Origin of the sequence: Kribbella capetownensis (genome assembly GCF_004331485.1) — a bacterium.
GTDB lineage: Bacteria > Actinomycetota > Actinomycetes > Propionibacteriales > Kribbellaceae > Kribbella > Kribbella capetownensis.
In genome coordinates, this window is record NZ_SJKD01000009.1 from 329,794 (window position 1) to 351,786 (window position 21,993).

A 21,993-nucleotide genomic window follows, 5' to 3' on the forward strand; every position below is an offset into this window, starting at 1 on the left:
AAATCAGGGGCGGCGGCGATGGGTGGAGACGGCTTCGCTCGTGGCGTCGAAGGCTTGTTCGGCCAGCGGGTAGTCGCGTTGAGCGACGCCGAGATAGAGGGCGTCGAGAACGATCATCTGAGCGTGCCGGCCGGAGAGACCGCCGCTGCGGAAGGTGACGTCTCGGGCGGACGTGACGAGAACGATGTCGGCGGTCCGGGCCAGCGGTGAGCGCGGATAGTTGGTGATGGCAACGGTGGTGGCGCCCTGGCGGCCGGCTCGTTCGAGCGGCTCGAGCACCTCGATCGTCTCGCCGCTGTGCGAGATGCCCACGGCAACATCCCCGGCTCCGAGCAGCGCCGCGCTGGTGAGTGCGTTGTGTACGTCGCTCCAGGTGTTGGCGCCACGCCCGATCCGATGCAACCGAAGCCGCAGATCCTCAGCCACGGACGCTGACCCGGACACGGCGTACATGTCGATCCGCCGCGCATTGGAGATCGCCGACACTGCACGCCCGAGCGCGTCGATGTCGAGCGAGGCGACCGTGTCCTCGAGTGCACGAGTGTCAGCCCGCAACAGCGTCCGCAGTACGTCGTCCAGCGAGTCATCCGGCCCGACCTCGGCACCGGTCCCCCGCTCCCAACTCAGACTGCTCCGCCCACTCTCAGCCGCGAGCGCCAGCCGCAGCTCGGCGTACCCGGACAAGCCAAGCGCAAGGCAGAACCGCGTGACGCTCGGCAGCGACGTACCGCACCGGGCCGCGAGCTGCCCGATCGTCGACGACGCCACGGCTGCCGGATCCCGGAGTACCTCGGTCGCGATCCGCGCCTGCGCCGGACTGAGCGCGGGCAGCAGTCCGTGGATCCGGGCCTCGAGGCTCGGCGGTGGCGTCGCGGCGACAGCGCTGGTCATGTGAATTATTCTCAGAGCATCGAACGCAGAATTGCAAGAGTTCACACCGTTGCAAAAGACAAGACCCCCTCAGCCACGAGGGCCGAGGGGGTCTGTCAACAAGCAGGGATCAGAACAACGCAGCCATCAACCGCCGCCGCGCCTTGATCACCCGGTCGTCGTCGGCACCCACGACCTCGAAGAGCTCCAGCAGGTGCAACCGCACCGCGTTCCGCTCGTCACCAGAGGTCGCCTGGACAGTGCTGATCAGCCGGTTGAACGCGTCGTCGACATGCCCGCCCATCAGATCGACATCGGCCACCAACTGCTGCGCCTCGATGTCCGTGGGGTTGTCAGCCGCGCGCGTCCGCAGATCGGCGGGCACGTCCTGGGTGCGCTTGACGAGCTGCACCCGAGCCAGGCCCGACTTCGCCTCGGCGTCGGCCGGCGTCTCCTTCAACAACTCCTCGTACGCCGCGATCGCGCCATCCAGGTCACCCGCGCCGACCGCGTTCTCAGCCTTCTCGTACCGCGGATTCGGCGGCGGCTCCTCCTCGTCCTCCACCGAAGGCGCCGCGGGCCCGACGGGATCGGCCCGCCCGGTGATGCCGTTCGCGACCGCCACCGTGAGCAGCTGATCGAGGTACCCACGCACCTCCGGCTCACCCAGCGTGCCCTGGAACAGCGGGACCACCTGACCCCGCAGTACGGCGATCACCAGCGGCACCGACTGCACGCCGACCGCCTGGGCCAGCTGTGGGTTCGCATCGACGTCGATCCGGGCCAGCAGGAACTTGCCGGCGTACTCGGTCGACAGCTGGGCCAGCACCGGGCCGAGCGCGGTCGACGCCTCCGACCGCGGCGACCAGAACTCGACCACCACCGGCGACTGGATGGACCGCTCGATCACATCGGACTGGAAGGTCGCCTCGCTGACGTTCAGCACATAAGAGCCCGACGCTCCGCCACCGGCCGCCGGTGCGCCACCACCGGAGCCGGGCGGCGGGGCCGCGGGCTTGCGCAGGGACGACAGATCGATCGCCCCGGGACGGGAGAAGTTCGACTGACTCACCACTGCCCTCGCATTCCGGTCGCGCCCAGTTGGCGCTCACTGCGTACGTTCACAGGGTCCATCCTCTATGAGAGCGCCCTCCGCCGGAAATCCGGCGGAGGGCGCTAGGCCGAACCGTGCCGTGCTCGGGTCGCCAGGAGCAGTCTGGCCAGGCCGCTCCGGGTGCCCGCCACGGCGAGCCGGTCACCGCCTCGGAGCAGTTTGCCGGACGCCGGATTCCAGTCCCACGGACCATCGTCCTGGCGAGCGAGCACCCGCAATCCGCCTTCCTCGTCCAGTTCGCCCAGGCGCAGCCCGACGGCGACCGAGCCCGGCTCGACGGTGACCTCGGTGAGCAGCAGAACCCGGCGACCTGCCGGCACCGTCACCTGACTGCGCCGGTTCGCGGCGGCCGCGGCGATCGCCGGGGCGACCAGCATCGACACCGAGCGGCTGTGGCCGAGCCCGAGCCGGCGCTCGACGCGCTGGGCCAGGTCGTGGTCGAACATCCGCATCGTGATCCGGGCATCCGGGTTCAGGTCGCGCACGACCATTGCCGACTCCAGATTCGTGATGTCGCCGTCGGTGAGCGCGAGCACGGACAGACATCGCTGCACCCCGGCCGACCGCAGCGTCTCCTCGTTGCTGCTGTCGCCGATGACCACCGGGATCCGCAACCGATGCGCGGTCTGTACGCCGGGCGCGTCCTCGTCATGCTCGACGCCGACCACCGCGACACCGCGCTCCGCCAGGATCTCCAGCACTCGCGCGCCGACAGTCCCGAGGCCGCAGACGACCACATGGTTGCGAGGCCGCCCGCGGACGCCGCCGATCACCCGCGACAGTCGCGCACCGATCAGCGAGTCGACGATGACCGCGGTCAGCAGCGCCACCAACACGATCCCCGTCAACTGGACCACGACGGCCGCGACCTTCGCCCACGGCGCCGCCTCGGAGAACGTGTCGTCCTCGATCCCCGCCGACGTCACCGCTCCGGCCGCGAGATAGACAGCCCGCAGCCATTCGACCTTCGCGATGAAGTGCGTGAGCACGGTCCCGGCCAGCACGAGCAACGCCATCACCGCGGCGATCCGCCGTACCCGCCGGTCGAAGATGTCGCCGGCCGCCATCAGCCAACCGGCCCGCCGTACGTCTCTGGTCCGCCAGACGCTGCGGATGCCGGTGCCGAGCACGATGTCACCACTCGGGTCGTCACTCGAGCTCGGCAAGAGTTCGGGTGTCGCGGACGACGTCGTGTCGGCGAGCACGGTCAGATGCGGCTGCCTGATCAGGTCGGCCTGACCGGCGACCAGGCGCCGGCCACCGATCTCGAGCCAGGTGAGCTCGTCGTCCTCGAGCGCGTCGGAGACGAACGCGGGCGCGGCCAGCGACGGTCCGGAGATCACCACGCAGTCGCCGAGCAGACTGTGCAACTGCTTGCCCAGTCGCGGGTTCACCATCTGCACGATGATGCGCAGATCGGGATCCATGTCGCGAGCGGTCAACGCGGTGTGCACGTTGTGAACGTCGTCGGTGTCGAGCAGCACCAGAGCCCGCGCGGTCGACCCGATGCCGTCCTGGGCGTCGACCCCGGCCCGGCGCAGCAGCGACTCACTGATGACCCGGACACCCATCACCTGGGCGCCGAGCTCACTGATCCGGTCGTAGTGCCGCGACGCCGGGTTGACGACTGCGATCACCCGCTCGCCGGAGCTCACCAACTCGGTGACGACCCGCAGCATGGTGCGATCCGAACCGCAGACGACCACGCCGCGGCCGTCCGCCGGGCCGATCGCCTCCCGGGCCTGCGATCCCAATCCACTGGGTTCGGCCGGGCCTCCGTCGGAGGAGGAACTCTCGTCAGAAGCGGGCGGGCTCTCGGTATTCGCCCCACTCGTCCCGAAGAACGTGACAGATTTCCCCCATCGTGGCCTCCGCACGCGCCGCCTCCAGCATGGGCTCGATCAGGTTGCCAGTACTCCTGGCCGCCTCCACCAGAGCCGTTAGCGTACGCCGGACCCGGTCCTCGTCACGGTGCGACTTGCGTTCCGCGAGCACCCGGCACTGCTCGACCTCGACCTCGTGGCTGACCCGGAGGATCTCCAGCTCGCCGGAGACGGTGTCGGTCAGCGTGTTCACGCCGACGATCTTCTTCTCGCCCTTCTCCAGCTTCTGCTGGTACTCGAAGGCGGCGTCGGCGATCTCGCCCATGAACCAGCCGTCCTCGATCCCGCGCAGGATGCCGCCGGTCATCGAGCCGTCCGGGCTCATCTCCTTGATCCGCGCGAAGATCTCCTCGGCCTCGGCCTCGATCTTGTCGGTGAGCGCCTCGACGAACCAGGATCCGCCGAGCGGGTCGGCGACGTTGGTCACGCCGACCTCCTCCATCAGCACCGACTGGGTGCGCAGTGCGATCTCGGCCGACTCCTCGCTCGGCAGCGCGAGCGTCTCGTCGAGCGCGTTCGTGTGCAGCGAGTTCGTCCCGCCGAGGATGGCGGCCAGCGCCTCGACAGCCGTCCGTACGACGTTGTTGTACGGCTGCTGGGCGGTCAGCGACACCCCAGCGGTCTGGGTGTGGAATCGCAACGACTGGGCCTTGTCCGTGCGAGCGCCGTACACATCGCGCAGCCAGCGCGCCCAGATCCGGCGGGCCGCGCGGAACTTCGCGATCTCCTCGAAGAAGTCCAGGTGGCTGTCGAAGAAGAACGACAGACCCGGCGCGAACACGTCGATGTCGAGACCGCGGTTGAGCCCGAGCTCGACGTACCCGAACCCGTCGGCCAGTGTGTACGCCAACTCCTGCCCAGCCGTCGAACCGGCCTCGCGGATGTGATAGCCGGAGACGCTGAGCGGCTTGTACGCCGGGATGCGTTCGGCGCAGTACTCCATCAGGTCACCGATCAGGCGCAGGTGCGGTTCCGGTGGGAACAGCCACTCCTTCTGCGCGATGTACTCCTTGAAGATGTCGGTCTGCAGCGTCCCGTTGAGCTTGGTGATGTCCGCGCCCTGCCGCTCGGCGGAGACCAGGTACATCACGAACGCCGGTACGGCGGGACCGGAGATCGTCATCGAGGTCGTGACGTCCTGCAGCGGGATGTCCTTGAACAGCCGGTCCATGTCGGCGGCCGAGTCGATCGCGACCCCGCAGTGGCCGACCTCGCCGAGCGCCTTCGGGTCGTCGGAGTCGCGGCCCATCAGCGTCGGCATGTCGAACGCGACGGACAGGCCGCCGCCCCCGCCGTTCAGGATCATCTTGTACCGCTCGTTGGTCTGCTCGGCGTTGCCGAAGCCGGCGAACTGGCGGATCGTCCAGGTGCGGCCGCGGTAGCCGGTCGGATACAGCCCGCGGGTGAACGGGAACTCCCCCGGCCAGCCGATCCGCTCCATCCGCGGGTCGTCCACACCTTCGGGAGGTCCGTACACCGGCGCGACCTCGGTGCCGGACAGCGTGGTGAAGTCCGCCTCCCGCTTGCGCGCCGCGTCGTACCGCTGCTGCCACCGGCTCCGGCCGGCCGCGATCTGCTCGGCATCCATCACTCAGACCTCCTAGGGGACTGGTCCCAAAATACTAGGACGTCCAACTATTTCCAATTCCCGGACTGACCCCGATCCGGCGAGATGATGCGCGGCAATACCTGGGGAGGAGATTCCGTGCGGACTTTGACGACCGGACCGGTCGGGGTGCACTACGGCCAGTTGTATGTCCAGAGCCACGAGTTCGTGTCGGACCTGGGCGCGTCCTACGCCGGCCAGCAGAACGGACTGTGTGGTGCGGCGGTGCCCGGAGCGCTGTTCCTGATCACCGGCCTGCACACCGGCGACGTCGGCTTCTCGACCGAACTGCACGACTCCGAACCACCGGTCGACGACACCTGGGAGGAGATCGTCGAGGCGTCGTTCACGCCGGTCGGCGCGACCACCGCGCTCGTCGGCTGGGCCGGCGAGTGGCAGGAGCCGCTGGACCTGGCCGAGACCGATTACCGGGTGCGGTACTGCGGGATCGGCATGGACTCCGGCCACGAGACCGACAACACGCTCGACGGCGAGCCGCTCGTCGACCACTACCTGCTGCAGTTCTGGCCGGCGCCGCCCGAACCGGACCGGGTCATCAAGGTGACGAGCGGTACGGCGGCGTACTGGCACGACTACGCGCGACAGCAAGCTCCTCCACCGACGGCGGAGGAGCGAGCTGAGACCGAGCGGCAAGCGGTGCTGGAGCACGAGCGCAGACAGGTCGAGGCCCGGCTGGCGGTGGAGACCCGAGACTGGGGCGGCAAGCTGCCGAGTGAACCGCTTCGTGCCTTGGGCTGGGCCGCGATTCCGGTGGCGCTTCTGGACCGCGCCGCGGCGGAGGCGATCGCCCGGGCCGACGCCGGGTCGCAGCGAGGGATCGCACGGTGGGCCGCTCGGCGCGCGTACGAGGAAGCCCAACTGACCGAGCATGACTGGATCGCGGCAGCACTCGCCGCGATGGACCGGGGCGAGGAACTGCCGGAACCGTTCGACACCACCAGCAAGGCGTTCGACCGAGCTTGGGGCGATCCGGGCGTGGCGAAGACGCTGATCACCACCCGCGACGGCCGGTACGACAACTTCTCACAGCAGGCGATGGCCATCCCGGCGATCTTCGAGGCGTGCGCCGACGATCCACTGGCCGCCGCGATCGGGGCGGTGCGAGTCTCCGTCGACACCTTCGGCTTCGGGCGGGAGCAGGAGTTCCTCGCGGAGCTGCGGCAGGCCTTCCCCGTGCTAGCCGACCAGCCGTAGCGAGCGGCGGTGAGCCTGTTCGCGGGGATCCGGGACGGGCGCCGCCGCCAGCAAACGGATCGTGTACGGGTCCTGGGGTGCGCGCAGCACGGCTTCGCGTGTGCCCTGTTCGACCAGCTTGCCGTGGCTCATCACGGCGACGCGGTCGCAGACCTGGTCGACCACCGCGAGGTCGTGGCTGATGAACAGGCAGGCGAAATGCAGCCGGTCCTGCAGCGACCGGAGCAACTCGAGCACCGTCGCCTGCACGGACACGTCCAGCGCTGATGTGGGCTCGTCCGCGATCAGCAGTCCGGGATCGAGCGAGATCGCCCGCGCGATCGACACCCGCTGCCGCTGACCGCCGGACAACTCGTGCGGATACCGCCCGGCCCAGCCACGCGGCAGCTCGACGCTGTCCAGCAGCTCCTCGACCCGTCCACGCAACTCTCCACCCCGTACGCCGCGATGTACGGCGAGCGGTTCGCCGATGGACTGACCGATCGTGGCACGCGGGTTCAGTGAGCCGGCCGGGTTCTGGAACACCACGCCGATCCGGGACCGGGTCCGCCGCACGACCGAGGACGACGCCGTGGTCAGCGCCCGACCGTCGACCCGGACCTCGCCTGAGGTGATCGGTGCGAGGCCGAGTACGGACTTCCCGATGGTCGACTTCCCCGACCCGGACTCCCCGACCAGACCGGTGATCTCGCCGGGGTTGAGCGCCAGGTTCACGTGATCCACCGCGAGGACCGTCTTACCGCGCCGGCCGCGGTACTCCACCACGAGATCCTCGACCGACAGAGCCGGCGTACCTTCCGTCGGGCCGGAGGGTTTGTCGTCGCGAAGACCGCCACGCGGCACCGCGTCGAGCAGCGCCTGGGTGTACGGCTGGGTCGGCCGGTCGAACAGCTCGTGGACGTCGGCCGTCTCGACCACCGATCCCTTGCGCATGACAACGACCCGGTCGGCCACGTCCGCGACCACCCCCATGTCGTGCGTGATGATCATGATCGCGCCGGAGATCTCCGACCGCATCGCGAGCAGTACGTCGAGCACCTCCTGCTGCACCGTCACATCGAGCGCGGTGGTCGGCTCGTCGGCGATCAGCAGCTCGGGGTCACAGGCGACCGCGACCGCGATCATGACGCGCTGGCACTGACCGCCGGACAGCTGATGCGGGTAGTACTTCAGCCGCGATTCGGGCTCGGGGATCTCGACCATCCGCAGCAGCTCGATCGCCCGCTCGCGGGCCTGCCCACGAGACAGCGCCGGCTGATGCGCGCGGATCATCTCGATCAGCTGCGACCCGATCGTGAACACCGGGTCCAGCGCGCCGACCGGGTCCTGGAAGATCATCGCGATCCGCCGGCCGCGCAGCGTCGTCAGCTCGGCCCGCGACATCGACAGGACGTCCTCGCCGCCGAAGCTGATCCGCCCGCCGACAGTCGCGTTGGACGGCAGCAGCCCGAGCGCCGCCAACGACGTGACACTCTTGCCCGATCCGGACTCCCCGACGACCGCGAGCACCTCACCCGGCCGGACCGCGAAGCTCACGTTGTCCACCGCGCGATGCGTCGTACCGCCGACGGTGAAGTCGACGGTGAGGTCCTCGAACCGCAGGATGTCGTCCTTCACTCACCCTCCCCTTGATCGGACACAGCGTCGAGTTTGTCCTTGTACTCCTGCCAGTCGACCAGCATTTTGCGGTGGTACGTCGCCAGCCACTCGAAATAGTTGCGCGCGTTCCGCAGCCGCTTCCGCGGACCGGTCATCCCTTCGGGCAGATCGGCCAGCATGTCCTCGAAGACCTGCCGTTGCTTGCCGAGGGACCTGCGCTCGCCGGCGAGGAAGCTTCCCCAGACGTCGTCCTCGACCTTGAAGTAGTGACTGCGATCCCCCGGTACGGCGTGCCGCGCGATGAACCCGAGGTCGATCAGCCGCCGGGTGGTACTCGAGATCGAGCCCGCACTCGCGGACAGCGCCCGGGCCAGCTCGGCCGAGGAGACGAACGGCTTGTTGCTCACCATCAGATAGCCGAGCACCCGGCCCTCCATCCGCGGCGAGCCGGCCAGCTCTCTGAGCAGGGCGAACTGCTCGACGAACTCCGCGCGGCGCGGGTCCTCCTCCCAGGCCTCGTCGTCGACCGGCTTGTCATCCGCCATTACGACCTCCTGGCCAAAGCATGCACCTCGGCGTCCGCGATCTGCGCCGACCGCCGTGCCCGGAACACCTCGACCGGCCACCGCGAGCTCCCGCCGTACCGGACGACCTCGGGCTGACCGTCCGAGTCCCAGGTGAACTCCACCTTCTCGCCGATCGACCCGAACCCGGCAGCCGGTACGACGGCCAGCGTGTTCTCGTCGATGACCTGGAGCTCCTCGTAGCTGTCGACCGGGTCCGGCGCGGCCGGGAAGAACGCGACCAGCCGGTCGCCGAGCAGTGCGATGCTCATCACGCCCATCAGGTTCGCGAAGTCGCCGCAGAACCGGCGCCCGTCGATGTCGCTCGGCACCGCGGAGCCGGCCGGAGCATTGGCAGCCAGGTTGAGCAGCTTGACCACGCCGGTCGCGAGGATGCCGGCCGGGCCGCCGATGCAGTTGGTGAGCACCGACACGACGATCTGGTCGACCGGGTCGATGAAGGTCCGGGTGATGTGGCCCGGGTAGCCACCGCTGTGGCCGACCAGTCGGCGGTCGCCGACCTTCACGATGTCCAGACCCAGCCCGTACCGGCCGATCTCGCGCCCGTGCGCGTTGACCAGGCTCTCATCGCGCTGCAGCAGCCGCTTGCTCGCGTCGGTCAGCAGCTGGCCCGCTCCGAAGAAGTGCGCGGCGCCGTACGTCGTGAGGTCCTCGGCGGTCGAGTAGAAGCCGGTGGCCGCGGCCATCGCCCGGGTGTCGACGTGCGGGATGGTCTCGCGTACGTCGGAGCCGTCCAGCAGCCCGGTGTGGCCACCGGCGTACTCACCCGCCCGCTCCGGATCCCACTCGGCGCCGGTGTTCGCCAGGCCGAGGCGGGCGGTGATGTTGGCGGCGACGTAATCGCCGTACGAGAGCCCGCTCGCGGACTCGATCACCAGGCCGAGCAGCGAGTAGCCGATGTTCGTGTACTTGAAGTGCTCGTTCGGCTCGAAGACCTGGCCGTGGCTGAGGCACAGCTCCACCAGCGCCTTGCGGTCCGGGAACGGATCCATCAGCTGCCAGTAGTCCTTGTCGACGCCGTCGCGGATGACGCCGCCCTGATGGCCGAGCAGCTCGCGCACGGTGACCGGCGCCAGCGCGCTGCCGGCCAACTCGGGAACATGCGCCTCGATCGGGTCGTCGAGGCGGACCTTGCCCTGCTCGACCAGCTGCAGGATCGAGGTCGCCGTGAAAGTCTTCGAGTGCGACGCGATCCGGAACAGATGGTCGGTCCGCAGCGGCGTACCGGTCACCTCGTCACTGGTGCCCAGGGCGGTCGACAGGACGAGCTCGTCACCGACCCGGATCGCCGCTTGGACTCCCGGCGTCCGCAGGTAGCGGCGCTGGTACTCCAGCCAGCTCTGGATCGCGGGTGCGGCTTCACGAGCGGTGGTGAGGTCGTACGAGGACAAGGCGGCGTCCGTTCTGTCGTGGGTGGTCATTCAGGAGCGTCCCTTCGGGTTGACCGCGTCGCGGAGTACGTCGCCGAGGGTGATCAGGCTCAGTACGGTCGCGGCGAGGAAGATGCCCGGGTAGATCAGGGTGTGCGGTGCCTGCTGGAACCTGGACTGCGCGGTGGCGAGTTGCAGGCCCCACGAGATCGACGGCGCCCGCAGGCCGAGGCCGAGGAACGTCAGTGTCGACTCCGCGACGATCACGCCTCCGACGGTCAGGGTGGCGACCGCAAGCACCGGGCCGATCGAGTTCGGCAACACATAGTGACTGAGAATGCGGGTGGTCGGGAACCCCATGGCCTTCGCCGCTTGCACATACTCCGCGTCCCGGGTCGCGCGAACCGTCGTACGGACCATCCGGGCGAGCGCAGGCCAGGAGAACAACGCGAGCACGAGGGCGACCGACAGGACCGACCGCTTGCCGAGACTGTTCAGTACGACGATCGCCCCGAGCAGGAACGGGAAGCCGAGGAACACATCGGTCAGCCGGGCCAGCACCGAGTCCGCCCAACCACCGACGTACCCGGCGATGGTGCCGACTCCGACGGCGATGACGAGCGCGACCAGTGTGCACATCAGTCCGACCGCGAGCGACGCGCGAGCGCCGTGAACGACGTTCGCGTACACATCGCAGCCCTGCAGGTCCTGCCCGAACGGATGCCCGTGCGACGACGGACGGGCACTCGCCGAGATGTCGCACGCGCGCGGATCCGGGTTGCCGAACCAGCCGCCGACCCACCCCGGGAACAGAGCGAGCAGCAGGAGTACGGCGAGCACGGTCAGCGGCACCCAGAACAGCACGCGGCGGCGGACGGTCGCCCAGACCCCGCGCCCGGCCAGGGTGTCCTCCTCGATCGGCTGCACCAGCACCTGGTCAGTCATGGCGGATCCTCGGGTCGAGCAGCGAGTTGAGCAGATCGACGACCACGCTGGTCAGCAGGAAGATCAGGATCAGCGCGGTCGCGATGCCGACCACGGTCGGACCCTCGTGCACCCGGATCGACTGGAACAGCAACTGACCGACACCGGGCAGGTTGAAGATGCCCTCGGTCACCACGGCACCGCCGAGCAACGCGCCCAGGTCGATCGCCAGATAGGTCAGCACCGGGATCGACGAGTTCCGCAGTACATGGATGCCGACCACTCGCCGCCGGGTCAGACCCTTGGCCCACAACGCCCGGACGAAGTCCGAACTCATCGTGTCGACCACGCTTCCCCGGGTCAGCCGCGCCACCGCAGCCAGCCCATACAGCGCCAGCACCGTCGCCGGCAGCAGATACGACAACGGCCAGCCGTCGGTCACGCCCGCGATCGGCAGCAGCGACAGCTTCACACCGAACACCAGTTGCGCGGTCACAGCCATGACGAAGATCGGCACCGAGGTGATCAGGATCGTCAGGATCAGTACGCCGCGGTCGATCCAGGTGTTCTTCCGCAACCCGGCGATCAGGCCGAGACCGACCCCGATCACGACCTGGATCACCCACGCGGTCAACGCCAACCGGATCGTCACGGGCCATCGCGTCGCGAGCCGCTCCGCCACCGACCGGCCGCGGAAGTCGACGCCGAGGTCGCCGGTCAGCAGATGGCCGAGATAGCGCAGGTACTGCGACCAGAGCGGGTCGTTCAGGTGGTAGAGCTCCCGGATCCGCTCGACCACCGCCGGGGACAGCGGCTGATCGCCACCCAGGCTGGAGATCGGGTCGCCAGGCAGCGCGAACACGGCCGCGTAGATGGCGAACGTGACGCCGAAGAACACCAGGACGAGTTCGATCACCCGCCGGATGGTAAAGCGCAGCATCAGCCCGCCTCTCGCCGGACGGCGTTCAGCAGCGCGAGGGTGGCGGCGTACTGGACTCCGACCAGGTCCTTGATCGGGACGGTCCGCAGTTCCTGGTCGAGTGCAGCGGCCTCCTCCTGCCACTCGCTGTAGAGCTCACGCATCCGCCGACTCAGTGGGTGCAGTGCGGCGGCCGCACTCCCCCGCGCGATCTCGCCCTCGAGCGAGCGCAGCAGCATGCCGCCGAACCGCAGCCGGAACGACCGGTGCACATCGGTCAGCCCGAAGGCCTCCGCGACCGTCGCCACCCGCGCGGGGTCCTCCTTCTCGGCTCGGAGCCGGTCGCGTTCCGGCCGCTTGGCCAGGTACGGGAGGAAGGCGTCGGTCGCCCGGACCAGCTGCGAATCGTCGGACAGGTACGCACGGGCGGCGTCGAAGATCTCGATCATCGCGTCGAGATCCTTGCCCAGGGCATCGGCCATCCGGGCCAGCACGTCGCGGTACGGCACGTCGCTCGGCGTCTGGTCGTCGTTCGCGGGATGCGTCCAGTACGGCAGCTCGGCGACCAGACTGACCGTCCCGTGCCGCTCGGCGTACTCCGACGATGATCCACCTGACGACGAGTACGGCGTCAGCCCCAGACTCTCGGTGTAGTCGTACGTCGCCTTGGCCGAGATCATCTCGTAGACCGCGGGACCGAGCGGCCGCGCGACCGGGCTCTCGGGCTCGCCCAGGTCGAGCGGCAGACCGAACGACGCGGTGATCGCGTGCAACTCGTCGACGAAACCACCGAGCTCACGGCTGACGTAGTAGTACACGCCGCCGACCTCGGTGTTGTGCAACGAGACGGCGACCACCGGCTTGAGCTCGTCGATCACCCGCATCAGCGCGAACGTCTCGGGCATCACCTGGTCGAAGTACGCGCTCTTGTACTGGAACGGGAACGACCACTCGACCTGCTCGGCCGGGGCCGGGCGGTAGAAGTGCTCGAGACAGTTCACCCGGTTGAACGGACCGTCGAACCAGCCTTCGTTCAGGCGGGTGCCGTCCGGGTCGATGCAGCCGATGATGTTCCAGCGGCAGCCGCCGCGGAGGTCCTCGTCGGCACACAGGTCCTCGGCCAGCCGGATCGCGGTCCAGAAGCCGATCGGTTCGTTCGGGTGCACGCCGGCGTACACGAGCGCTTCGTCGGGGCCGGTGCCGATCGAGTACATCGTGATCGGGTCGCCGAGGCGCGACGTACCGATCCGTCGCCTGGTGACCAGGTCCGGATAGCGGCCGGCCAGTTCGTCGAGGCGCTCGGTGATCTCGTCGACGCCTGGGAAGTGGTCGAGGCCGGGCACGCGGTGGGCCCGCTCCAGGATGTCCTGGAGCGGGCCGCCGTTGGTTGCCGCCATCAACTATCCGCCAGGGTGGTGTTCTCGAGCTCCAGGCTGCCCGCGCCTTCGGCCAGCTTCGCGATCCGGTCCGAGGTCGCGTAGGTGTACTTCTCGAAGAACATCGGCGGCGCCGGGAAGTCCTTGATGATCGCCTTCTGGACCTCGACGTACCCCTCGATCGCCTTCTGCGGATCGACCTGCGCGTCCGCCTTGGCCAGCAACTGCTCGACCTGCGGGGTGTAGTAGGGAATGCAGTTCACGCAGCCGCCGGCCTTGGTGTAGAAGGACCGCAGCGTGTTCTGCTGGCTGGCGTAGAGGGCGCCCCAGCGGGAGAAGTACGGACCGCTCAGCTTCTTCTCGTTGCGCAGCTTCTGGAACTCCGGGAAGTCGGTGGTCGGCGTCGCGGTGACGTCCTTGATACCGAGGTTCTGCCGGAGCTGGTTGGCGTAGGCGTTGTACAGGTCGTCGAGACCGGAACCGCCCGGGTAGCGGATCTCCATCTTGCCGCTGAAGCCACCTGCCTCGGCCAGCAACTGCTTGGCCTTGGTCGGGTTGAACGTGCACAGCTCACCGCACAGGTCCTTCGGCGTACCCGGCTCACCCGGTGGGGTCAGTGCGGTGGCGGGCGTCCAGATCCCGCCGTAGATCACGTTGCTGACGGCCTGGCGGTCGATCGCCATCGAGATCGCTTCGCGGACCCGGACGTCCTGGTAGCGCTTGTCCCACAGCGGCAGGCCGAGGTAGTTCATGCCGAGGCCCTCGAAGACGTACGCACGGTCGCCGAAGTCCTTCTTCACCTGCGCCATCCGGGCCGCCGGCACGAAGATGATGTCGGTGTTGCCGGCCTGGACGTCGGTGTAGGCGGTGGTCATGTCGGTGTACGGCTTGAAGACGATCTCGTCGATGCTCGGCTTCGGGCCATGGTAGTTCGCGAAGGCCTTGACCGTCATCGGCTCGTTCTCGGTGTAGCTGCCGTCCATCTCGAACGGCCCGTTGCCGATCGGCTTCTTGCCGTACCCGTCGAGGTCCTTGTACGCCGCCTCAGGCATCGGGAAGAACCCGGTCTGCGCCTGCGACAGCTGGGTCGGGAACTGCCCGTCGGGGCTCTTCAGCGTGACCGTGAAGGTGAGCTCGTCGACGACCTTCAGGCCGGACAGCTCCTTGGTCTTCGGCGTGCCCTTGGCCGGGTTGAGAGCGTCGTACCCGGCGATGTTGACCAGTTGGCCGCTGTTCTCCCAGGCGTTCGGGCCGTACGCGACCGTGCTCCACGCCTTCACATAGCTCTCCGCGGTGACCTTCTCGCCGTTGTGGAAGGTCCAGCCCGGGCGCAGCTTGACGGTCCAGTGCACGGCGTCGGTCGACTTGACCGACTCGGCGTTCAGGTAGGTCAGGCTGCCGTCGCTCTTCACGTAGGTGAGCGCGGAGAACAGCGCCTTGTCCTGCGCGAAGGCGATGGTCTGACGGCCCGGGTTCAGCGTGACCGGGTCGTCGACGGCAAACGAGATCGACCGCACCCCGTCGGCCGGGGAGGCGGAGCCGCCGCCGGAACAGCCTGACAGCGTGAGGGCGCCGGCGAGCAGGACGGCGGTCACCCGGACAGCACGGCGTTTCATGGGTCCTCCAGCTACTTCCGCGGCCGCAGGGCGGGCCGACTGTGTTCCCCCGATCCTGGATGCCCTGAGCTTGTAGCGCAATAGGGAAACTTGGGAAGTTTCAGTAGGAAATGAACTCTTAGCGCGGGCGTAACAGTTGGAGACGCACTCATCAGGCTTGGATCAGCTGAAGTCGCCGGCGTTGTGGCGGAGCGGTTCGAGCACCGACCAGAGCATCTTCAGCTGCTCGTCGGTGAGGCCGCTGAGCGCGAAATCGGCGGCCACCAGGTCGGCCGTGGCGCGCTCGACCAGCTCCCGTCCGTCCTGGGTGATCTCGCACAGGACTGCCCGGCCGTCGTCCGGATGCGGGGTCCGGGTCACCAGCCCGGCCGCCTCCAGCCGCCGCACGATCGAGGTCACCGACGTCGGGTGCACCTGCAGCCGCTCGCCCATCTTCCCCAGCGGCAGCGACCCGCGTCGCGAGAACGTGAGCAGCACCAGCGCCTCGAACCGTGCGAAGGTCAACCCGTGCTTGCGAAGGATGTCGTCCAGTTCCCCGATGACGATCTGCTGGGCCCGCATCAGCGACGTGACGGCCCGCATCTGCTCGACCGCACCCCACCGCCGCCCCCACTGCCGCGACGCCTCGTCGATCGGATCGAACGGCAACGCCCTCTTCCTCGCCATGAGCCGAAGATTAGCTGGAGACTAGGCACACCATGGCCAGACTCAGAGATTCGGACTTCCCGGCGCTCGGCACCGACCCGCCCGCGGAGCAGTATCAGCCTCCGCTTCCGCTGGGATCACCACCAGGCCAACCAGGCGATCCGGACGCTGTTCGCGTTCAAGGATTCCTATCCGACCTATCGCCGGACCGCCGAGGACCTGCGGAACGAAGCCTGGTTGTACGTCCAGCGGGCCGGCCGGTACACATCCACCGAGGATCCGGCCAAGCTGCTGACCGAGCGCGTGGTGGAGATCAGCCACACCGAGACCGCCGACTGGGAAGAAGCACTCAAGCAGCGGAGCGTCTGAAAGTGTCTGTGGGGTCTGGGAGGGTCCGGGTATGACGTTGTCGACGGAGCAGGCCGAGTTCTACTTGGGGCACGTGCGGAGTGAGGGTGCTCGGCTGGGTGAAGTCGGGCGGATGGGGCTGGATGCGGCAGTGCCGAGTTGTCCGGGGTGGACCGTGGAGTCGGTACTGCGGCATGTGGCGCTGGTGTATGTGCACAAGGTGGAGGTGCTGCGGCTCGGCGCGCTGCCCGATCCGTGGCCGCCAGACTTCGACGCACGGGACACGTTCGAGTGGTACGACGAGGCGCTCGCGGCGATCGTGGCCGCGTTGGAGAAGGCCGGTACGTCGCTGGAGACCTGGACGTTCAATCCGGACGACGCCACCTCGGGCTTCTGGTACCGGCGGATGGCGCTGGAGAGTGTCGTGCACCGAATAGACGTCGAGCAGGCGCACGACGTGGTCACACCGATCGCCGCCGAACTGGCGCTCGACGGCATCGACGAGTTGCTGTTCCCGAACCTCGGTGGACCGTGGTGGGAGGAGGGCGACACCGATCACCCCCTCGACGCGACCGTGCGCATCACGTCCGAGGGCCGCACGTGGACCGTCACCGCGGACAGCACCATCGTCACCGTGCAGCAGGGCGCCGAGGGCGACGCGGCCGCCGAGATCTTCGGATCACCCGACGCGGTGTTCCTCTGGTTGTGGGGCCGCACGGACGCTTCCGCGATCCAGACGGCCGGCGACGCGAGCGTCGTGCAGGAGTTCCGTGCGCGGGTCGCGGAGGCCACTCGCTGACGGATGTCCTGTTCGCGGGTTGCTGTTCGTTCACTTGCCGAGGGACCAGAGTGGATCCTGAAGCACGGAAAGGAGTGGGCTGATGGCGCAGTACCTGGCGCTCGTTTACAGCGCGGACGTGGACTGGTTCGCACCTGAGCAGGCCGAGGAGCTCGCGGAGTACCGGCGGTTCCAGGACGACAACGCCGGCCTGATCACCGCCAGCGCGGTGCTCCACCCGACCAGTACGGCGACCGTCGTACGGGTGGAAGGCGCTCGCGGCGGGAAGGTCGTCACCACCGACGGGCCGTACGCGGAGACGAAGGAAGCCCTGACCGGCTACTACCTGGTCGAGGCCGAGGACCTGGAGGCGGCGATCGCGATCGCCCAGCAGATCCCGTCGGCCTGGAACGGCGCGGTCGAGGTCCGCCCGGTGATCCGGGCCCGCTGAAGACTCCGACGATGGAGCCAGGGCACGACGCGGTGGCCGAGACGGTCCGGGTCGAGGGGACTCGCATCCTCGCGACGCTGATCCGGACCGTCGGCGACGTGCAACTCGCCGAGGACGCCGTCCAGGAGGCCACCCTGGCGGCCCTCGGCGCCTGGCCGGTGACCGGCGTACCGCCCGAGCCGCGCGCCTGGATGACCGTGACTGCCCGGCGCAAGGCGATCGACATCATCCGGCGCGAGCGGGCCCGAGCCGACAAGGAACGTGACAGCACCCGGCTGATCGAGCTCGGCCGCACCGACATCGTCCCGGCCGCGGTCGTCCAGGACGACCTGCTGCGGCTGATCTTCACGTGTTGCCACCCGGCGCTGTCGCCGCCAACCAGGGTCGCGTTGGCCTTGCGCACCTTGTGCGGACTGTCTCCCACGCAGATCGCCGGCGTCATGCTGACCACCGAGGCCGCGACCGCGAAGCGCCTCACCCGGGCACGGCAGAAGATCGCCGCCGCCCGCATCCCGTACCGGGTGCCGCCCGAGGCCGAACTCCCCGAGCGCCTGCCCGCCGTCTGCGGCGTGGTCCACAGCCTCTACACCTCCGGCCATGCTCCGGTCGAAGGACAGACGGCGTACGACGTCGATGTCTGCGCGGAGGCCATCCGACTGGCGGAGCTCCTGCACGAACTGCTGCCCGAGCAGCAGATGCCGACCGCCGTACTCGCACTGCTGCTGCTCACCGAGGCGCGCCGGCCCGCCCGACTGGACGCCGACGGTGACGTCGTCACGCTCGACCAGCAAGACCGCAGCCGCTGGGACAACGCCGCGATCGCCCGCGGGATCGACCTTCTCAACGACTCGCTCCTGCGATCGAACCAGCAGGCCGACGCCTATCAACTCCAGGCCGCCATCGCGGCCGAGCACGCCCGCGCAGCCACTTACGACACGACGGACTGGACCGAGATCCTCCGCCTGTACGAGCTCCTGGTGTCGGTAGCGCCCAGCCCAGCAGCCGACCTGGGGCTCGCGGTCGCGGCCGCCGAAGCAAAAGACACCACAGCGGGACTCGCGTTGCTCAGCGAGCTCACGCCCAGTCCACGCTGGCACGCCGTCCGCGCCGAGCTACTGGCCCGCGATCACCGGTACGACGAAGCCGTCGGGGAACTCACCAAGGCGCTGGAAGGTCCGTCGACCGACGCCGAACGACGCCATCGCGAGCGCCGTCTCGAGCTCTTCCGAGCCGCGGCGGACTGAGCTCAGTCCTCGTCGGTCCAGTTGCCGCGTTCGCTGTTGAAGATCGACTTCGACGCCGGACCCGAGGATGGTGGTGGGCCACCGCGACGCGCCGGCGCGGGTGCGGGCACCGTGGTGGTGATCTCCTGCGCGGAGTCCATCCCGATTGGACCGGTGCCGTCGTCATCGGAGTCGTCGTCGCCCTCCACCACGTCGACGCTGGCCGACGCGCGCAGACCGGTGCGCTGGATCACTCGCTGGATGGTCAGGTCACGGTCGTCGGGACGGCTGACCCACTTGATCTCGCGGAAGCCCTGGTCCTGGGCCGCGGACTCGAAGACGAAGTGGCCGTAGCCGAAGATCCGGCCGACGATCGGCTTCTGCAGGGTGATGTCCAGGACTCGCGCGATCGGTGTGGTCGCGACGGTCTGGGAGAAGACGCCGCGGATCCGCATGACCCGCATGTTGGTGACCACGAACCGGTCCCGGTGGTGGGTGAGGAACTGCCAGAAGGCATGCGCGAGCAGCACCAGCACGAGCGCCAGGACGACGGGCTGGCCGCCGATCGGAGTGGTCACCATCGCGATCAGCAGGGCCGTCGCCAGCGCGACCTCGAGCATCGGCACCGAATAGACCACCCAGTGCTGCCGGACCTCGTCGATGACGACCTCGCCCTCGTCCGAGATCAGGTGCCGCCGGACCTTCGGGTCGAAGATCCGGAACAGGCCTATGCCGGCCATCCACTCACTCCCCTACCACCCTCTCCGGCCATCGCAGCGGGCTGCTCCGCGGTCCATACAGCCAAGTGTCCCGCACGATTGCTCGTAACGGGACACTCAGACGGCAGATCAGCTGAACAGCGCGCTCAAGAAGGTGATCACACTCTCGAACGCGTCACCGACGGCCGAGAACGCGCCTCCCACCGCATCGGCAGCGTTCGCCGGCTGAGTGAACAGATAGAAGCCGGCAAAGGCGATGACCGACCAGATCAACAGCTTCTTCGGCATGTCACCACTCCTCGTTCGCAACCACTCGGTCGACTGTGTTTGATTTTGTATCACGGACCGTCACCAATTGTCACTGACTGAACACAGCCCACCGCACAATGCTCACCAGCTACAAGGTCCATTCTGTAACGGATTCGGGGGCATGGCAGCCACCGGCGCGCCGCCGTGAGACGTCCATCGCGCCGTACTCTGGAAATCTCGCGGAGTTTGCCCGATTTCGGAACAACCATTGGGTGAACGCCAGGGAAAGACACAATGTGACAGTCCGTGGTCGCGTGTTGCAGCTGAGATCGATCAGAGCGCCGCGATCAACTCGTCCGCGGCAGTGTACGGGTCGGTGTTTCCCTCGGCGACCTTGGCGGCCAGTACGTCGAGCCGCGCATCGCCGTGCAGGTGCGCGAACCGGGACCGCAACGAGGTCATCGCGATCGCCTCGATCTCGTCCCGGGCCCGGCTCCGGCGCCGTTCGTCCAGGACGCCGTTGGACCGCATCCAGGCCAGCCGCTCCTCGATCGCCGCCACCACCTCGTCGACCCCTTCGTTGCGCGAGGCAACTGTCTTCAGGATCGGCGGCGACCAGGCGCCTTCGGGCCGTTCGGCCAGCGCGAGCATGTGCCGCAGATCGCGGGTGACGTTCTGCACGCCGTCCCGATCGGCCTTGTTCACAACGTAGATGTCGCCGACCTCGAGGATGCCGGCCTTCGCGGCCTGGATCCCGTCACCCATCCCCGGCGCCAGCAGGATGAGGGTCGTGTCCGCCATCCCGGCGATCTCCACCTCGGACTGGCCGACGCCGACGGTCTCGACCAGGACGACGTCGTACCCGGCCGCGTCGAGCACCCGCAGCGCCTGCGGGGTCGACCAGGCAAGTCCGCCGAGATGCCCACGCGACGCCATCGACCGGATGAACACGCCGGAGTCCGTCGCGTGGTCCTGCATCCGCACCCGGTCCCCAAGCAGCGCACCGCCGGAGAACGGCGACGACGGGTCGACCGCGAGCACCCCGACCCGCTTCCCGGTCGCCCGGTACGCCGTGACGAGCGCCGACGTCGACGTGGATTTCCCGACGCCGGGTGAGCCCGTGATGCCGACGATGTGCGCATGACCGGCGTACGGCGACAGGGCCGCCATCACCTCACGCAGCAAGGGCGATTCGTCCTCGACCAGTGAGATCAGCCGGGCGACGGCCCGGGAGTCACCCTCCCGGGCCCGCTCGACCAGCTCCGAGACCGGTGCGGTCCGGCGCGGCATCAGCTCTTCGGGACCCGGACGATGAGCGCGTCGCCCTGGCCACCGCCACCGCAGAGCGCGGCCGCGCCGACGCCGCCACCGCGCCGGCCCAGCTCGAGCGCGAGGTGCAGGACCAGGCGGGCACCGGACATCCCGATCGGGTGTCCGACGGCGATCGCGCCACCGTTCACGTTGACCTTGTCGGCGTCGACCTTCAGCTCCCGCGTGGAGGCGATCCCGACCGACGCGAACGCCTCGTTGATCTCGATCAGGTCGAGTGCGGTGGGCTCGATGCCTTCCTTCTCGCAGGCCTTCGCGATCGCGTGCGCGGGCTGGCTCTGCAGCGTCGAGTCCGGCCCGGCCACCGAGCTGTGGGCGCCGATCTCGGCGATCCAGCTCAACCCGAGCTCCTCGGCCTTCGCCTTGCTCATCACGACTACCGCGCAGCCGCCGTCGGAGATCGGCGACGACGACCCGGCCGTGATCGTGCCGTCCTTGCCGAAGGCCGGACGCAGCCTGGCCAGCGCCTCGACGGAGGTGTCACTGCGGACGCCTTCGTCGCTGTCGACCACGATCGGGTCGCCCTTGCGCTGCGGCACCTCGACCGGGATCACCTCGTCGGCGAACAGACCGTTCTTCCAGCCCTCGGCGGCCCGCTGGTGCGAGCGCACGGCGAACTCGTCCTGCTCCTCGCGGCTGAGCTTCAGACCCTCGTTGTTGGCCCGGTCGGTGAGCGCGCCCATCGGCTGGTCGGTGAACGCGTCCCACAACCCGTCGTACGCCATCGAGTCGACCAGGGTGGTGTCGCCGTACTTGAAGCCCTCGCGGGACTTGGGCAGCAGGTGCGGCGCGTTCGTCATCGACTCCATCCCGCCGGCGACGACGATGTCGTGCTCACCGGCGCGGATCAGCTGGCTGGCGAGCGCGATCGCGTTCAGGCCGGACAGGCAGACCTTGTTGATGGTGATGGCCGGGACGCTCATCGGGAGGCCGGCCTTGACGGCGGCCTGCCGGGCGGCGATCTGACCCGCGCCGGCCTGCAGCACCTGGCCCATGATCACGTACTCGACCTGGTCCGGCGCGACGCCGGCCTTCTCCAGTGCGCCCTTGATCGCGAATCCGCCGAGCTCGGCGCCGGTGAAGCCCTTGAGGCCACCCAGCAGCCGCCCGATCGGGGTCCGCGCGCCGGCGACTATGACAGTGGTGTTCGCTGAACTACGGGTGGCGTCAGACAT

Annotated in this window: 21 protein-coding genes; 5 read left to right on the forward strand and 16 right to left on the reverse strand. The window is 68.6% G+C overall.

Annotated features, from left to right (window positions below; genetic code table 11):
* Nucleotides 1–3: 3 nt before the first annotated feature.
* The 4 genes from E0H75_RS34555 to E0H75_RS34570 form a co-directional block, all read right to left on the reverse strand.
* A complete protein-coding gene (locus E0H75_RS34555; protein WP_131517909.1) occupies nt 4–891 on the reverse strand; it encodes a MurR/RpiR family transcriptional regulator in 888 nt (295 codons plus the stop codon).
* 109 nt (nt 892–1,000) lie between these two features.
* Nucleotides 1,001–1,942, reverse strand: a complete 942-nt coding sequence (locus E0H75_RS34560; RefSeq protein ID WP_131517910.1) for a tetratricopeptide repeat protein — start codon at nt 1,940–1,942, stop codon at nt 1,001–1,003.
* 104 nt (nt 1,943–2,046) lie between these two features.
* A complete protein-coding gene (locus E0H75_RS34565) occupies nt 2,047–3,738 on the reverse strand; it encodes an NAD-binding protein (protein ID WP_238163443.1) in 1,692 nt (563 codons plus the stop codon).
* A 43-nt stretch (nt 3,739–3,781) separates the two neighbouring features.
* On the reverse strand, nt 3,782–5,455 hold the full coding sequence (locus E0H75_RS34570) for a coenzyme B12-dependent isobutyryl-CoA mutase large subunit (protein WP_131517912.1): 1,674 nt from the start codon (nt 5,453–5,455) through the stop codon (nt 3,782–3,784).
* 117 nt (nt 5,456–5,572) lie between these two features.
* Between E0H75_RS34570 and E0H75_RS34575 the strand changes: the two genes are divergently transcribed.
* The gene (locus E0H75_RS34575) at nt 5,573–6,688 is read left to right on the forward strand and encodes a hypothetical protein (protein WP_202873314.1); all 1,116 of its coding nucleotides are present in this window, start codon (nt 5,573–5,575) and stop codon (nt 6,686–6,688) included.
* Here the strand turns inward: E0H75_RS34575 and E0H75_RS34580 are convergent.
* The 8 genes from E0H75_RS34580 to E0H75_RS34615 all read right to left on the reverse strand — a co-directional run bounded on the left by E0H75_RS34580 (nt 6,671) and on the right by E0H75_RS34615 (nt 15,742).
* Nucleotides 6,671–8,305 carry a dipeptide ABC transporter ATP-binding protein gene (locus tag E0H75_RS34580; RefSeq protein WP_131517913.1) on the reverse strand — a complete coding sequence of 545 codons (1,635 nt, stop codon included), beginning with the start codon at nt 8,303–8,305 and terminating at the stop codon, nt 6,671–6,673. The genes E0H75_RS34575 and E0H75_RS34580 overlap by 18 nt on opposite strands.
* Nucleotides 8,302–8,832 (reverse strand): GbsR/MarR family transcriptional regulator, encoded by a 531-nt coding sequence (locus tag E0H75_RS34585; protein WP_131517914.1) that lies wholly within the window; start codon nt 8,830–8,832, stop codon nt 8,302–8,304. The genes E0H75_RS34580 and E0H75_RS34585 overlap by 4 nt, the downstream gene beginning before the upstream one ends.
* Nucleotides 8,832–10,292, reverse strand: coding sequence for a serine hydrolase domain-containing protein (locus E0H75_RS34590; RefSeq protein WP_131517915.1), 1,461 nt, complete (start codon nt 10,290–10,292; stop codon nt 8,832–8,834). The genes E0H75_RS34585 and E0H75_RS34590 overlap by 1 nt, the downstream gene beginning before the upstream one ends.
* Nucleotides 10,293–11,186, reverse strand: coding sequence for an ABC transporter permease (locus E0H75_RS34595; RefSeq protein ID WP_131517916.1), 894 nt, complete (start codon nt 11,184–11,186; stop codon nt 10,293–10,295). It abuts the gene before it with no gap.
* Nucleotides 11,179–12,105 carry an ABC transporter permease gene (locus E0H75_RS34600; protein WP_131355656.1) on the reverse strand — a complete coding sequence of 309 codons (927 nt, stop codon included), beginning with the start codon at nt 12,103–12,105 and terminating at the stop codon, nt 11,179–11,181. The genes E0H75_RS34595 and E0H75_RS34600 overlap by 8 nt, the downstream gene beginning before the upstream one ends.
* Nucleotides 12,105–13,481 (reverse strand): M14 family zinc carboxypeptidase, encoded by a 1,377-nt coding sequence (locus tag E0H75_RS34605; RefSeq protein ID WP_131517917.1) that lies wholly within the window; start codon nt 13,479–13,481, stop codon nt 12,105–12,107. The genes E0H75_RS34600 and E0H75_RS34605 overlap by 1 nt, the downstream gene beginning before the upstream one ends.
* Complete coding sequence (locus E0H75_RS34610; protein WP_131517918.1) at nt 13,481–15,076, reverse strand: peptide ABC transporter substrate-binding protein; 1,596 nt, start codon at nt 15,074–15,076, stop codon at nt 13,481–13,483. Before E0H75_RS34610 ends, E0H75_RS34605 begins: the two co-directional genes overlap by 1 nt.
* A gap of 162 nt (nt 15,077–15,238) precedes the next feature.
* The gene (locus E0H75_RS34615) at nt 15,239–15,742 is read right to left on the reverse strand and encodes a MarR family winged helix-turn-helix transcriptional regulator (protein ID WP_131517919.1); all 504 of its coding nucleotides are present in this window, start codon (nt 15,740–15,742) and stop codon (nt 15,239–15,241) included.
* Nucleotides 15,743–15,880: 138 nt separating this feature from the next.
* On the opposite strand from E0H75_RS34615, the gene E0H75_RS44730 reads away from it, so the two are divergent.
* The 4 genes from E0H75_RS44730 (at nt 15,881) to E0H75_RS34635 (ending at nt 18,542) form a co-directional block, all read left to right on the forward strand.
* Entirely contained in the window at nt 15,881–16,090 is a 210-nt protein-coding gene (locus E0H75_RS44730) for a DUF4231 domain-containing protein (protein ID WP_272948953.1), read from the forward strand.
* A gap of 31 nt (nt 16,091–16,121) precedes the next feature.
* On the forward strand, nt 16,122–16,868 hold the full coding sequence (locus E0H75_RS34625) for a maleylpyruvate isomerase family mycothiol-dependent enzyme (RefSeq protein ID WP_131517921.1): 747 nt from the start codon (nt 16,122–16,124) through the stop codon (nt 16,866–16,868).
* Nucleotides 16,869–16,950: 82 nt separating this feature from the next.
* Nucleotides 16,951–17,298, forward strand: a complete 348-nt coding sequence (locus tag E0H75_RS34630) for a YciI family protein (RefSeq protein WP_131517922.1) — start codon at nt 16,951–16,953, stop codon at nt 17,296–17,298.
* Nucleotides 17,299–17,309: 11 nt separating this feature from the next.
* Nucleotides 17,310–18,542 (forward strand): RNA polymerase sigma factor, encoded by a 1,233-nt coding sequence (locus tag E0H75_RS34635; RefSeq protein ID WP_131517923.1) that lies wholly within the window; start codon nt 17,310–17,312, stop codon nt 18,540–18,542.
* 2 nt (nt 18,543–18,544) lie between these two features.
* On the opposite strand, the gene E0H75_RS34640 is transcribed toward E0H75_RS34635, so the two are convergent.
* The 4 genes from E0H75_RS34640 to E0H75_RS34650 all read right to left on the reverse strand — a co-directional run bounded on the left by E0H75_RS34640 (nt 18,545) and on the right by E0H75_RS34650 (nt 21,993).
* On the reverse strand, nt 18,545–19,261 hold the full coding sequence (locus tag E0H75_RS34640; RefSeq protein ID WP_131517924.1) for a PH domain-containing protein: 717 nt from the start codon (nt 19,259–19,261) through the stop codon (nt 18,545–18,547).
* 108 nt (nt 19,262–19,369) lie between these two features.
* Complete coding sequence (locus E0H75_RS43290; protein WP_165554231.1) at nt 19,370–19,528, reverse strand: hypothetical protein; 159 nt, start codon at nt 19,526–19,528, stop codon at nt 19,370–19,372.
* 294 nt (nt 19,529–19,822) lie between these two features.
* A complete protein-coding gene (gene meaB, locus E0H75_RS34645) occupies nt 19,823–20,779 on the reverse strand; it encodes a methylmalonyl Co-A mutase-associated GTPase MeaB (RefSeq protein ID WP_131517925.1) in 957 nt (318 codons plus the stop codon).
* Nucleotides 20,779–21,993: an acetyl-CoA C-acetyltransferase gene (locus E0H75_RS34650; protein WP_131517926.1), complete on the reverse strand. Its 1,215-nt coding sequence runs from the start codon at nt 21,991–21,993 to the stop codon at nt 20,779–20,781. Before E0H75_RS34650 ends, meaB begins: the two co-directional genes overlap by 1 nt.